This is a genomic window from Acinetobacter sp. 1124_18A (assembly GCF_052824995.1).
This window is the reverse complement of record NZ_VTDF01000002.1, coordinates 334,431-347,725: the sequence shown is the minus strand read 5'-3', so window position 1 is coordinate 347,725 and position 13,295 is coordinate 334,431. Positions and strand designations below refer to the sequence as shown.

Annotated in this window: 14 protein-coding genes; 11 read left to right on the top strand and 3 right to left on the bottom strand. The window is 37.4% G+C overall.

The genetic code is table 11. The annotated features are described in order from the left end of the window. Positions 1–85: 85 nt before the first annotated feature. Positions 86–745, top strand: a complete 660-nt coding sequence (locus tag FY048_RS06100) for an SOS response-associated peptidase family protein (protein WP_446090527.1) — start codon at positions 86–88, stop codon at positions 743–745. 48 nt (positions 746–793) lie between these two features. Here the strand turns inward: FY048_RS06100 and FY048_RS06095 are convergent, their stop codons facing one another. Then, a complete protein-coding gene (locus tag FY048_RS06095) occupies positions 794–1,162 on the bottom strand; it encodes a hypothetical protein (protein ID WP_016138275.1) in 369 nt (122 codons plus the stop codon). 296 nt (positions 1,163–1,458) lie between these two features. Here FY048_RS06095 and FY048_RS06090 point away from each other — a divergent pair, with 296 nt between their 5' ends. Further along, the gene (locus FY048_RS06090) at positions 1,459–2,316 is read left to right on the top strand and encodes a 3'(2'),5'-bisphosphate nucleotidase CysQ family protein (protein WP_446090526.1); all 858 of its coding nucleotides are present in this window, start codon (positions 1,459–1,461) and stop codon (positions 2,314–2,316) included. A 57-nt stretch (positions 2,317–2,373) separates the two neighbouring features. Continuing rightward, a complete protein-coding gene (locus FY048_RS06085) occupies positions 2,374–3,108 on the top strand; it encodes a histidine phosphatase family protein (RefSeq protein ID WP_016138273.1) in 735 nt (244 codons plus the stop codon). 57 nt (positions 3,109–3,165) lie between these two features. On the opposite strand, the gene rpsT is transcribed toward FY048_RS06085, so the two are convergent. Next, positions 3,166–3,432, bottom strand: a complete 267-nt coding sequence (gene rpsT, locus FY048_RS06080) for a 30S ribosomal protein S20 (RefSeq protein WP_016138272.1) — start codon at positions 3,430–3,432, stop codon at positions 3,166–3,168. Positions 3,433–3,644: 212 nt separating this feature from the next. Between rpsT and FY048_RS06075 the strand changes: the two genes are divergently transcribed. From FY048_RS06075 to FY048_RS06040, 8 genes are all read left to right on the top strand, one after another. Then, the gene (locus tag FY048_RS06075; RefSeq protein ID WP_336166208.1) at positions 3,645–4,310 is read left to right on the top strand and encodes an NAD(P)H-binding protein; all 666 of its coding nucleotides are present in this window, start codon (positions 3,645–3,647) and stop codon (positions 4,308–4,310) included. Between the two features lie 12 nt (positions 4,311–4,322). Next, positions 4,323–4,829, top strand: a complete 507-nt coding sequence (gene rraA, locus FY048_RS06070) for a ribonuclease E activity regulator RraA (RefSeq protein ID WP_446090525.1) — start codon at positions 4,323–4,325, stop codon at positions 4,827–4,829. 24 nt (positions 4,830–4,853) lie between these two features. After that, the gene (locus FY048_RS06065) at positions 4,854–5,633 is read left to right on the top strand and encodes a glutathione S-transferase N-terminal domain-containing protein (protein ID WP_446090524.1); all 780 of its coding nucleotides are present in this window, start codon (positions 4,854–4,856) and stop codon (positions 5,631–5,633) included. Positions 5,634–5,775: 142 nt separating this feature from the next. Beyond that, entirely contained in the window at positions 5,776–6,708 is a 933-nt protein-coding gene (locus tag FY048_RS06060; protein ID WP_446090523.1) for a Dyp-type peroxidase, read from the top strand. An 82-nt stretch (positions 6,709–6,790) separates the two neighbouring features. Continuing rightward, positions 6,791–7,147: a hypothetical protein gene (locus FY048_RS06055; protein ID WP_016138267.1), complete on the top strand. Its 357-nt coding sequence runs from the start codon at positions 6,791–6,793 to the stop codon at positions 7,145–7,147. Positions 7,148–7,281: 134 nt separating this feature from the next. Further along, the gene (gene mfd / locus FY048_RS06050) at positions 7,282–10,743 is read left to right on the top strand and encodes a transcription-repair coupling factor (RefSeq protein WP_446090522.1); all 3,462 of its coding nucleotides are present in this window, start codon (positions 7,282–7,284) and stop codon (positions 10,741–10,743) included. Positions 10,744–10,944: 201 nt separating this feature from the next. Then, positions 10,945–11,379 (top strand): HIT domain-containing protein, encoded by a 435-nt coding sequence (locus tag FY048_RS06045; RefSeq protein ID WP_004792657.1) that lies wholly within the window; start codon positions 10,945–10,947, stop codon positions 11,377–11,379. 55 nt (positions 11,380–11,434) lie between these two features. Next, positions 11,435–12,901, top strand: coding sequence for an adenylate/guanylate cyclase domain-containing protein (locus FY048_RS06040; protein ID WP_446090521.1), 1,467 nt, complete (start codon positions 11,435–11,437; stop codon positions 12,899–12,901). 51 nt (positions 12,902–12,952) lie between these two features. Here the strand turns inward: FY048_RS06040 and fdx are convergent, their stop codons facing one another. After that, positions 12,953–13,291, bottom strand: a complete 339-nt coding sequence (gene fdx / locus FY048_RS06035; protein WP_446090520.1) for an ISC system 2Fe-2S type ferredoxin — start codon at positions 13,289–13,291, stop codon at positions 12,953–12,955. Positions 13,292–13,295: the final 4 nt, after the last annotated feature.

Here is a 13,295-nt window from a genome sequence, read left to right as displayed (position 1 = left end):
GGCACTTTTAAGTGCCTTTTTATTTGGTTTATAGGCTAAATGCTTATAAAATAAGAGAGTAAAAATACGGTAGTCCATTCTTGCTATGTGCGCTAACTTTAAACCTTTAACTCTTGCCCAGGTACAGCAACTTCAGTTGCCTGTGGTCGGCTTTAGCTATGCCGAAGAGGTTTATCCCGCGGGAACAATGCCACTATTATTCAAATCACCACAAGGTCTTGAATGGCGTGAAGTCATGTTTGGTTTGGTTCCCAAATGGGCCGAAGATACGAACATAGCAAAACATACCTACAATGCCCGTCATGAAACGATTTTTCAAAAACCGAGTTTTCAAGAAGCTGCTATCAAATGCAAATTCGGTGTAATACCTGTGACAGAGTTTTATGAAAGTAAATATATAAATGATAAGCCCGAGCGGTGGGGTGTACGCCGTAAAGATGGGCAGGCTTTTTTTATTACAGCAATCTATGAAATTTGCAAAATCAATGAGACGGTTATTCGTTCTGCAAGTATGCTGACCATGGATGCTATAGACCATCCTATGATGAAAGACTTTCACGAACCAGGCGATGTCAAAAGATCGGTTATTGTTATTCCACATGACCGATTAGAAGAATGGTTAAGTTTAAAATCGCCCGATATTTCAAGCTTTATCGAAGGTTTTCCAGTTGAAGAGTTTGAATGTTCTCATGTGCCGAAAGAAAAAATTATAAAACCCACGCCACAGTTAAGCATGTTTGATTGAAATTAGAATGAGGTTATTGATCAAATCTGAATCAATAACCTCTATTATTTATTCAATATTTTTACTTAATTTCTGCACTTCAGAATCTTGATCCAGATAGCTCAACTCAATGGGTGAAATAACAAAAGTTGTATTGTCTGATGTCTGTTTAAATACAAAGCCATACTCAAAAGACTGGCTACTTTTGCTTGGTAACCAGAATAAATACGGACATCCTGTATAACTACCATCCCAGCCCATTTCTCTTGCTAAAGCTAAAGCTGTATCTGATTTTGCAATGATTTCTTTGAGAGACTCTTTATCTCTTGTTGAAACATCACCATCATCATCTGCAAATGTCTGTAGGAACTCATTTAAGGGAGTCAGTTCTTCCCAGTTGCGTTCTATTGTCGAGAAATGATATCCATATAGCATCATGTGCGCTTTCCTCCATCTTGTTATTGTGTGATTGAACATAACAAGAAATACATGAAAATGAAATGGATGAATCTGATTTAAGTTGTTTATTTTTCATAACTTATAGAGTGTTTTTTGTACATAATGCAGGCTTTTTTGACATCATCATTATTCATATTAACTACATAACATGCATGGAAAACAGCGATTATCTAATCATTAAGATAAATTACTATTTTAGTAAATCAAACTGTTGGCGAATACTGAATTGTTCATAATTCACCTATAATAGAAATGAAACTATGTAGAGCATATTTATGTTTATAACAACTACGCGCCCACAAGATACTTTGATTAATCAGCTTCTTCCAGTTTTGGAACAAGCGAGCCAGATTTTATTACAAGAATATCAAAATTATTCTGCGGGTTATGAGTTCACTATTCATGAAAAACAAGATGATTCACCTGTAACTCAAGCAGATTTAAAAGTGAACCTTTTCTTATTAAAGCACTTGGCAGAGATTACTCCAGACTTGCCCGTTTTGTCTGAAGAAAGTGATTATAGTGCTCGCCATGACTGGTCTACATGTTGGATGTTAGATCCTCTTGACGGAACAAAAGAATTTATTCATGAGCGTGATGAGTTCACGATAAACCTAAGTTTGATTAAGGGTAAAGAGACAATCTTTTCAGCTATTGCTGTGCCATGTGAACAAGTCGTCTACTTAGGATATCTGCAAGATTTACCTTTTAAATATAGTTTCACTCAAAAACAGTGGTATCAATATCAAATAACTTCGCCTTCGTCGGAGGAGCCTATACAAATAGGACTGAGTCATGGCAGTAAAAATCCTAAATATCAGAAATTTATTCAACCTATTGAAGAAAAACACAGCATTATTCGAAGAGAAGCAGGAAGTGCCTATAAGTTTTGCATGATGTTAGAAGGTGAAATAGATATTTACCCACGATTTCATCCCACTTCTGAATGGGACACAAGTTCTGGTCAAGGTCTATTAGAGAGTATAGGCGGTGGTTTACTTACTCTTGATGGAAAACCTTTTGAATATAACCAGAGACATACGGTTTTAAATAAGGGCTTTATCGCATTTCGTGATCAGGAAAGCAAAAAAATAGCATTTGAAGCATTGGCCCAATCGGGTGTTATAGATTGAGAGTTATGCCAGACATGTTATAGTGGCAAAGTATTGAAAAAAGATGACAAGATAACAATGGCACTCGATTTATTGCCTAAAAGTATGTTTGAAGCAATTGATTTATTGCCCGATGCTTCAACTCCTGTGACCTTATTTACGCGCCATTCTCTAAGAGAACTTGTGGATGGGCAGGGTTTAGCTGGATATGATCTGCAACTCACTCCTCAGGGGCGTGAGCTTGCGCAAGCATGGGGCAACTATTTAATTAAAAATACAGATCGTGTTATTCAACATTGTATTTCAAGCCCAATACAACGTTGTGTCGATACGGCAGCGCTCATGATTGAAGGGGCTGATGATGTAAGTCCTGAATTTAATACGCATACGATTGAAATTATTGAGCAAGGACTACTGGTTGAGCCGGGTAGCTTTGTACTAGATATACAACAAGCAGCTCCTTATTTTAAAAAGCAAGGTGCTTTGGGTTTTATTAATAGTTTTGTAAATAATGCATTACCTGGCATGAAACACCCCATTACTGGTGTTTTAGACGTGCTAGAGCTTATTTATCATACGCATCCTAAAACTCGAGGCGGACTAAGTTTAGCTGTCAGTCATGACACCATTATTGCTGCAATTGTTGCTGTAATTTCTGGTGAAAATAATATTAAGAAAGAAGATTGGCCTGAAATGATGGAAGGCTTATTTGTATGGTTTGAAGGCGAAGAATTTCCAAATTGCAAATTAAAATGGATTTGGAGAGGCAAGGCCTATGAGCTGAATGTAGCCAAATTTCGAAATACGCTATAAGCTCAAAAAAGATGGATAATAAAAAAAGCCCTATTGGGCTTTTTTTACATGCTTTAATTAGTTAGCTAACGCTTTAACTTGAGCATTTAAACGGCTCTTATGACGAGCAGCTTTATTTTTGTGGATGATGCCTTTATCAGCCATACGGTCGATTACAGGAACAGCTTTTTGGAAAGCTTCTGTAGCAACAGCATGATCACCACCAGCAATTGCACTTAAAGTGCGTTTGATGTATGTACGAACCATAGAACGCAAGCTTGCGTTGTGTTTACGTGCAGTAACGTTTTGACGCGCACGTTTTTTAGCTTGAGCAGAGTTTGCCACTCTTGCACTCCTTGAAAATAAGTTGGTCTGGGCGGGCTGTGGTCAATCCAGTAAACTGGTGCAACCATCACCAGCCCGTAAACAAGTGCCATATTGTGATGAATAGACACCGCGAAGTCAAGCCTTGAGAACGTTTTAAGCTGTTTTAGGGGCTGTTAAAACGGTAAGAAAAGGTTAAATTTAAAACAAAGTTAGATAGGGATGGATAAAAAATGACAGCAAGTAAGAAAAAAGCGATTGTGCTCGGTGCAACAGGGCTGGTCGGATTAGCACTCGTAGAAAAGCTTCAGCAGGCTCCAGAATTTGAAGCCATTACCGTAGTCGTTAGAAAAGAATCTCAAGTATTTAATACATATGACAAAGTTAATCAGCTCATCATAGAAGATTTCTTAATGTTGAATGATGAAGATGTGAATGGTCATACCCATGCATTTAGCTGTCTGGGAACAACGTTAAAAAATGCGGGCTCTAAGCAAGGTTTCTATGCCGTAGATTATGAAATCAATGCTCATTTGGCAGATTTGGTACAAGATAAACATATTCATCTATTGCTAGTGAGTGCACTTGGTGCAAATGCCAGTTCACCAATTTTCTACAATAAAGTGAAAGGACAACTAGAAGATTATATTGAGAGTTTAGAACTCGAAAAATTGTCTATCTTTAGACCATCTTTACTTATTGGTAAGCGCAGTGACGTACGGTTTATTGAGGACTTAGGGCAAAGTCTATTTAAATTTATTGAGAATAAATTACAAAAACCATTCAAATATAAGCCTGTAACTGCGGAGCAATTGGCTCATACGATGGTCGTAGCGGCGCTAACGCAAATTGAAGCCTTTAAACGATATGATAATCTGAGCATACAGAAAACTCGATAAGGGAGAATAAAAGTGTCGACAGTACCATTCGTAACATGTGATTTATTAGATGGTAACCCTGAAAAAGACTTACAGGTTGTAATTCCTTCAATGGATGGAAAGTTCTTTCAAAGTTATGGAGCGCGTAAAACTTTTGAGGGGCAGGTCGTAACAGTAAAGTGCTTTGAAGATAACTCGCGTGTAAAAGAGTTACTGGCAACAGATGGTACAGATAAAGTATTAGTGGTAGATGGCGGAGCATCTATGCGCTGCGCACTAATAGGTGACATGATTGCTGAATCGGCCGTTAAAAATAACTGGAATGGTGTCGTAATTTACGGCTGTGTACGAGATGTTGATGCACTTGCAACTTTAGATTTGGGGGTGCATGCATTGGCTGCAATTCCGCAAAAAAGTAATCGTAAAGGCATTGGCGAAGTAGGCACCACTTTGTATTTTGGTGGTGTCACAATTCAATCGGGCGATTTTATCTATGCTGATAATAATGGAATTGTGATTTCAAAAGAAAAATTAGTTTAATCACAATTTATAGAGGATTGCAGGATGGTGAATCATCAAATTAAGGTATTACAGGCAGTTGTATCTGCAATTGCTGAAGGTGGTAGGGGCGTAACAGGCACTGCTTTCCCTCAGCAACCTGTAAAAGCTTTGAAGCTATATGAGTTTGAAGGTTCGCCATTTTGTCGTCGTGTTCGTGAAGTGATTACACTTTTGAATCTCGATGTCGAAATTTATCCATGTCCTAAAGGTGGGTTGAAATATCGTTCTATTGTTAAAGAGGCTGGCGGGAAATTACAGTTTCCTTTTTTAATTGATGAAAATACTGGTGATAAGTTATATGAATCACAAGAAATTATTCATCATTTATTTAAACACTACGGTAAAACTGGAAAGACACCTCAGAAATTTTCGAATTATCCGAACATGCCGTATGTGGCATTTGCTGGAACCATATTAAATGGTGCTCGGGGTGTCTGGATAAATAAAAAAATTGTTGATAGAGCTGCGCCTGAACAAAAACTTGAGTTATGGAGTTTTGAGGCAAGTCCTTATTCGCGAATTGTAAGAGGTTTACTCTGTGAGCTTGAGCTTCCATATATTTTGCATAATGTTGCAAAAGAAAGATGGCAAGATCAGGGCCCAGCTATTCTTCGTTTAAAACCGGGTAAATATGTGCCTTTAAAAGGTGGAAAAAGAGAAAAAATATTGCCTGTTATGCAAGGTAAAATGCAGGTCCCTTATTTGGTAGACCCAAATACTGGAGTGAAGATGTTTGAGTCTGCTCAAATCGTAAAATATTTAAAGAAGCAATATGGACGTTAATTAAGATCATTTTTAGTAAGAGTTTAAGGCGCTTAACTTAAACTCTTAACAACATCAGATTTCATTACAAAATGTATGAAAATAAAGTGAGTATGCTAAATTAATAAGGTTAAATACCTAAAAGGCATATTTTATGGAATGTATGAGAATTCAGCCTGTAACAAGCGCTCCTGGTGAAAATGCATTATTTATTGTATTGGGGCTAGCTCAAGGTGATTCTGTAATAGAAAAAGTAAAAGACTTTGCTGCTAATTTTTCAGCATTAACCAGAAGCCTGTCTAATCGTTATCCAGAAAGTAAATTTAATGCTACATTGGGTTTTAGTTCAAATGCATGGGATATTTTATTTCCAGAGCAAGCGAAGCCTCAAGAGTTAGAAACATTTCAAGAAATTAGAGGGCCGAAATACACAGCTGTTTCAACCGCAGGTGATTTATTTTTCCATATTCGCGCCGATCGTCAGGCTTTATGTTACGAACTAGGCAATATAATTAATCAACAACTTGGTAAAGTAACGCATCCAATTGATGAAGTTCATGGTTTTCGTTATTTTGACGGACGTGCAATTATTGGCTTTGTAGATGGAACAGAGAATCCGGAACCTGTTATTGCAGCGCAGTGGGCATTAGTGGGTGATGAAGATCCTGATTTTATCGGGGGAAGTTATGCTTTTATCCAAAAATATACACATGACATGGAAAAATGGCGTGGGTTGAGTGATGAAGAGCAAGAAAAAGTGATTGGACGCAAAAAGTTTAATGATGTTGAACTTGGTGATGATGAAAAGCCTTTAACTGCTCATAATGTTGTAAGTAAAGCGCATGATGCAGAAGGCAATGAACTTAAAATTATGCGAGCTAATATGCCTTTTTCAAATCCTTCTAGAAATGAATATGGCACTTTTTTTATTGGCTACTCGCGTAAATTTAGTACAACGCGACAAATGCTTGAAAACATGTTTTTAGGAAATGAGCAGGGTAATCTTGATCGGTTACTTGACTTTAGTACTGCTCAGACTGGTACCTTGTTTTTTGTACCCACTGTCGATTTTCTTGATGATTTAGGCGATGAATAGTCGTTAAACTTGAAGGCTTAAATGATGGAAGTAACGAGATTGCTTCCATGACTTAAATTTAAAATTAATATGATGTGATGAAATGTTAAAGAAGATAACTCAGCTTTTTCAAGGCTCAAAAGAAACGCCGGAGCAAATTTACTTGCAAGAGAACCAATTAAAATTTGATTCTGAACGCGGACCTATCATTAACGATGTAGTGATTAATGAGAAATGGTCAGAACATCTGGAATATTTCTCAAATCGTAAATTACAAAATTTTGATAATCTTCAGAAGTTATTCCTCATTACTCCACAAATTAATGAAAAGATTGATCTGGAAATCGCAACCCAGCGCTATGTAGAAAGATTGGAAAATACGCAAGAAAATCTACTTGAGCTTAAAGCGATTATACAAATGTTAAATCAATATTACGTTTTGTTTTTGCGTGATAATTAATAATAGTTGATTGATTAAAAAATATAAAAAGTAGACCTAACTAGTAGTTTGATTTTCAAAAAAATAACTCAATTCACTAAAAACATCATGCTACTATTAGGCTTATATCTTCTTAGCTGATAAAAGCCATATACATGTTTCAACAAGAAATCTCTCAATTGAATTTACAACAGCTCAAAGCCGGTGAAAAGCGTTGGGTGGGGTCGTTATTAGGTTCATCTGCTGCATTATTATTCAAAGAAATTGCTGTTCAGCATTCGTCTTTACTTGTTGTTGTCGCTAGAAATAACCAGCATGTTGCTCAATTAGAAAGTGAACTTGAGTTTTATGGCATAAAACCGACAATTTTTCCTGATTGGGAAATCTTACCGTATGATCGTTTGTCACCTCATCAAGATATTGTTTCAGAGCGCCTCGCAATTTTATCTAATATGCCTCAGAAGGGCGTATTGCTCCTTTCAGCAAGCACTTTAGCTCAAAGAGTTGCACCATATTCATGGGTTTTAGGTGAGCATTTTGATATTCGTGTAGGTCAAAAATTTGATTTAGAGCAACAGAAATTACGTTTGGTACAAGCTGGGTATCATTTAGTAGATACTGTTTATGACCACGGTGAGTTTGCTGTGCGTGGCAGTATTATGGATATTTTTGCGTCAGGGCAAGAAGCGCCTATCCGTATCGATTTGTTTGACGATGAAATTGATACATTAAAATTCTTTGATCCAGAAACGCAAAGAACTACGGCAGCTTTAAAAAGTTTTACAGTTTTACCTGCAAAAGAATTCCCGTTAAAAGAAGCGCGTTCAATTTTTAGAGATCGGTATTCGGAGCTTTTTCCTACAGCAAACCCTAAGAAAAATCCGATTTATCAAGATGTTTTAGAGGGAATTTCTTCACCAGGAATTGAATTTTATTTACCATTGTTTTTTGATAAAGCCCAAATGCAATCGCAAAGTACACTTACAACGTACTTTCCAAATAATTGCATTGTAATTACAACTAATGATGTGGATGCTGATTTAACTAACTTTTGGAAAGAAGTTTTTCGTCGTTATGAAGATAGACGTCATAACGTAGATCAGCCAATCCTTCCACCTGAAGAGTTATTTATTGCTCCAAATCATTTGCTCAGTGCTTTAAACCAGTTCCCACGTATGCTTGTGAGTGCCGAGACGGTTGAAGAAAAAGCTGGTGCATTAAACCTTAAAGTAGAGCAGCCACCAAAGTTAGCGGTTGATCCGAAAAAAGAAAAACCGTTTGCCGTTGTTAAAAAATATATTGATGAAGCAAATCATCCCGTTTTATTGGTTGCAGAAAGTGCAGGTCGACGTGAAAGTTTAAGAGATGGTTTGCGTGCCAGTTTAGGAGATATTCCTGGCGTAGACAGTTTTGAACAATTTCAGACGAGTCAGTTTGCAATTGCTATTACAAATGCTCCGCTAGACCGGGGCTTACTTTTAACGGACCAATTGTCGGTTATTTCAGAAAATCAGTTATATGAACATCGGGTAGTTCAGCGGCGTCGTAAACGTCAGCAAGAAGTTTCAGAAGAGTTCTTAATTCGAAGTTTGACTGAATTAAGTATTGATGCCCCTGTTGTTCATATTGATCATGGTGTGGGGCGTTATGCAGGATTAGTGACTTTAGCAATTGAGGGGCAAGATTATGAATTCTTGCAGCTCAATTATGCTGAAGGGTCAAAAGTTTATGTCCCTGTAACTAATTTGCATCTTATTAGCCGCTATAGTGGTGGAGATCCAGATTTAGCTCCACTTCATAAAATTGGAAGTGATGCGTGGAGTAAAGCTAAACGTAAAGCTTTAGAACAAATTCATGATGTTGCAGCTGAATTGTTACATATACAAGCACGCCGTCAATCAAAACCCGGTTTTGGTTTTGAACTCGATCAATCGCTTTATATGCAATTTGCCAGTGGATTTGCTTATGAAGAAACGCTCGATCAGGCAAATGCTATTGAAGCCACCCTTCACGATATGCAACAAGCGAGACCAATGGATCGACTTGTTTGTGGAGATGTAGGTTTTGGTAAAACTGAAGTTGCCATGCGAGCTGCGTTTGTTGCTGTGCAAAATGGCAAGCAAGTTGCTGTTTTAGTGCCCACAACTTTACTTGCACAACAACATTATGAATCTTTTAAAGATCGCTTTGCTGATTGGCCTGTGCGTATAGAAGTGTTGTCACGCTTTGGCTCAAATAAAACCCATACAAAAAATATTGAAGATTTGATTGCTGGTAAAGTCGATATTGTTGTGGGAACACATAAGCTTTTACAAGAAAATGTGCAATTTAAAGACTTGGGTCTAATGGTCGTCGATGAAGAGCATCGATTTGGTGTACGTGATAAAGAGCGTATCAAAGCATTGCGTGCAGATGTAGATATGTTGACGCTTACTGCAACGCCAATCCCACGAACTTTAAATATGGCTTTTTCGGGAATGCGTGATCTATCTATTATTGCTACACCGCCAGCCCGTCGTTTAGCAGTTAAAACCTTTGTACAAGAACATACGGAAGCTTCTATTAAAGAAGCTATCTTGCGTGAATTACTACGTGGCGGCCAAGTATACTTCTTACACAACGAAGTCGATACGATTGAAAGGGCTGCTGAAAACATTCGTTTTCTTGTGCCAGAAGCTCGTGTGGCGGTCGCTCATGGACAAATGAGAGAACGAGAGCTTGAACAAGTTATGCAGCAGTTCTATCACAAAGAATTTAATGTATTGGTATGCTCAACAATTATTGAAACTGGTATTGATGTTCCAAACGCCAATACAATTTTGATAGAAAGGGCCGATAAACTTGGTTTGGCTCAATTACACCAATTACGTGGGCGTGTTGGACGATCACATCACCAAGCCTATGCTTATTTGTTAGTTCCTTCTATGAAGCACTTGAAAGGTGATGCAGAAAAGCGTTTGGATGCAATCCAGCGAGCTTCTACTCTAGGTGCTGGATTTATGCTAGCTACAGAAGATTTAGAAATTCGTGGTGCGGGTGAGCTTTTAGGTGAGCAACAAAGTGGTTCAATGCAGGCAATTGGATATAGTCTGTATATGGAAATGCTTGAGAAAGCCACTAAGGCAATTCAGCAAGGCAAAACACCGAATTTTGATGCACCTTTGTCATTAACTGCGGAAATTAATTTACATATTCCAGCACTTATTCCAGATGAGTATTTAGGCGATGTTCATCAGCGTTTGTTGTTTTATAAGCGTATTAGTAATACAGATACTCAAGAAAAACTCGACAATATCCGTATGGAGTTAATTGACCGTTTTGGTGTTCCACCACAATCTGTAAAACACTTATTTAGTGTTCATCAAATTAGATTGAAAGCAGAGCAGTTGGGTATTACCAAAATTGATATCAATACACAAGGCGGTAATATTGAGTTCTCACCAGATACACCTGTTCAGGCAATTAGCATTATTCAGCTCATGCAAAAGCATCCGACCTATTATCGTATGGAAGGTGGGCAGCGTTTAAAAGTGATGGTTCAGCTCGAGGAACAGGAGAAGCGCATTCAATTTATTAATGATTTGTTAGCTAAATTATTAAATGAATTACATGCTTAAACAGTGTTTTGAAGTGATTTTCATCCCCTACAAATTTTTTGTATGCTGATCTCAGAATTTTATGCACGATTTCTCCAGTCACAGGGGGAATAAGTGCATAAAATCATTGTTATTTGTAATCAAACCAGCCACTAGCAATACTCACATCAAAACTGATGTGATAGTATTAGCCATTATTGTTTATTGTCATTTATAAAAGATATGTTTAGTTTGCATCCACAACTTGCTCAAGATACTTTTTTTGTAGGCGATTTTCCGCTTTCAACATGTCGTTTAATGAATGATATGCAATTCCCTTGGCTGATTTTAATCCCTCGTGTGCCGGGAATCACAGAATTATATGAATTGAGTCAAGCTGATCAAGAACAGTTTTTACGTGAATCAAGTTGGTTGTCTAGCCAGCTAGCTCGAGTATTCCGTGCTGATAAAATGAACGTTGCAGCTCTAGGTAACATGGTACCTCAGTTGCATTTCCATCATGTCGTGCGTTATCAAAATGATGTTGCATGGCCTAAGCCAGTTTGGGGCACACCTGCAGTTCCATACACAAATGATGTACTGGCTCATATGCGTCAAACCCTTATGCTTGCTTTACGTGGTCAAGGTGATATGCCTTTTGATTGGCGCATGGATTAATCGATGCAACGCCACATTTATATGAATGTGGCTACATTGAGGTGTGGAGGATAGGGTGCAATTAGAGAGGTTTATCGATAGAGAGCCTAAGCAGTTTGCATATTTTCATCGCTTGATGGGATATTCAATTCTGTCCTTAATTTTAGTGATCTATGCTTTTACCTCACCTAATACAAATTATCAGATCTACATTCCTCCTTTTTTTCTGTTTTTACTTTTTATTAGTTCGAAGTTGGAACATTGGCTTCAATACCAATTTGATAAAAAAACTCAAAAAAGTGTATTTTTTGCAATTGATGCAATTGTCGTAGCAGTTACCTTGGCGGGTCTGCATCTTAATTTGGTGCCTACATTTATTGCAATATTTGCATTATTTTATTCTGCAATTAATAGCCGTATTTCTTTCGCAGTCATTTGTTTGACGAGCCTACTAGGCGCGATTATTTTTTATTTAAGTACGTTTTTCCTATTTGGTTTTTATACATATTTTGAACCTACTAGCCAAGAGTTAACTGTTATTACACTCTTGGGTTTGGTTATGTTTATTACCATTGGAAATTACTACCAGCATCGTTGGGTTAAAAAAATCAGTCAGCAGCGTCAACATTACTATGATCAAATGACGCGGTATATTGCTTTTGCTAATCAGTTAAGTCGTTATGCACCACTACAGTTGTGGCAATCAATCATGCGCGGTGAAGCGGAAGCAAAAATTGAATATAAACGAAAAAAAATGACTGTATTTTTTTCTGATATTCAGGGCTTTACAGAGCTATCTGAAACGTTAATTCCTGATGATTTGGCTTTTTTACTTAATGATTATTTAAGCCATATGACTGAAATTGCCAAGCAGTATGAAGCTACTGTCGATAAATTTATGGGAGATGCCATCCTCATATTTTTTGGTGATCCGAATTCTCAGGGTGTAGAACAAGATGCCAAAGCCTGCGTAGAAATGGCAATCGCTATGCGTCAACAAATGAAATTGTTGCGCGAACGTTGGAAAAAAATGGGCTATTCAGCCTTGCACATTCGTATGGGAATTAGTACCGGTTACTGTCACGTAGGAAATTATGGCGCAACACATCGTATGGCTTATACCATTGTAGGTCGAGATGTGAATTTAGCAGCTCGTTTACAATATGCTGCTGAAATAGATGAAATCTTAATTTCGGATGATACTTATCAAATAATTAAAAGTGATTTTCTTTGTGCTCCCAAAACGCCAATTTACTTAAAAGGTATTCAAGGTGCTGTAAAGACATGGCAAGTGATGGAGAAATACACAGGGAATAAGTCAGATCATCAGCAATGGTTCGACTATGAGTATAAGGGCTTCCATTTAGTACTTAATTTAGAAGAAGTACAAAACTATGAATATCCTGAATTAGTAGAAGTACTTGAGAAAATGATTCAACGACTTAAAGTTCAACAAACTTTAATTAATACTCAAGGCATTGCACGGTTAAGACTAGAAGATGAAGTTAAACCTGTTGAAATTGATCAACAAGATCAAGTTTAAAGCTTAAAATGAGAAGCAAAAAAAAGCTGCTTTAAAAGCAGCTTTTCTATTTTAATGACTTTCGGAAGCGTGATTGATTGTGTATTTAGGAATCTCAATTTCCAAATCTTCATCAACAATCTTCACTTGGCAAGAGAGACGAGAATCAGGTTCAAGACCCCAAGCCCGATCTAGAAGATCTGCTTCAACATCATCCATTTCTTCTAGGCTGTCAAAACCCTTGCGAACAACTACGTGACAAGTTGTACAAGCACACGACATGTCACATGCATGTTCAATTTTAATTCCTTGATTGAGCAAACTTTGACAAAGATTTGCATTTTGTTCGACTTCAAATTCTGCACCTTCAGGGCAAAATTGAGCATGAGGAAGTACTTTAATACGGGGCATATTG

Coding starts and splice junctions, on each gene's coding strand:
- FY048_RS06075 (WP_336166208.1), top strand. CDS start 3,645: ATGACAGCAAGTAAGAAAAAAGCGATTGTGCTCGGTGCAACAGGGCTG.
- FY048_RS06085 (WP_016138273.1), top strand. CDS start 2,374: ATGGCACTCGATTTATTGCCTAAAAGTATGTTTGAAGCAATTGATTTA.
- FY048_RS06090 (WP_446090526.1), top strand. CDS start 1,459: ATGTTTATAACAACTACGCGCCCACAAGATACTTTGATTAATCAGCTT.
- FY048_RS06045 (WP_004792657.1), top strand. CDS start 10,945: ATGTTTAGTTTGCATCCACAACTTGCTCAAGATACTTTTTTTGTAGGC.
- FY048_RS06095 (WP_016138275.1), bottom strand. CDS start 1,162: ATGATGCTATATGGATATCATTTCTCGACAATAGAACGCAACTGGGAA.
- FY048_RS06065 (WP_446090524.1), top strand. CDS start 4,854: ATGGTGAATCATCAAATTAAGGTATTACAGGCAGTTGTATCTGCAATT.
- FY048_RS06055 (WP_016138267.1), top strand. CDS start 6,791: ATGTTAAAGAAGATAACTCAGCTTTTTCAAGGCTCAAAAGAAACGCCG.
- FY048_RS06100 (WP_446090527.1), top strand. CDS start 86: ATGTGCGCTAACTTTAAACCTTTAACTCTTGCCCAGGTACAGCAACTT.
- fdx (WP_446090520.1), bottom strand. CDS start 13,291: ATGCCCCGTATTAAAGTACTTCCTCATGCTCAATTTTGCCCTGAAGGT.
- FY048_RS06060 (WP_446090523.1), top strand. CDS start 5,776: ATGAGAATTCAGCCTGTAACAAGCGCTCCTGGTGAAAATGCATTATTT.
- mfd (WP_446090522.1), top strand. CDS start 7,282: ATGTTTCAACAAGAAATCTCTCAATTGAATTTACAACAGCTCAAAGCC.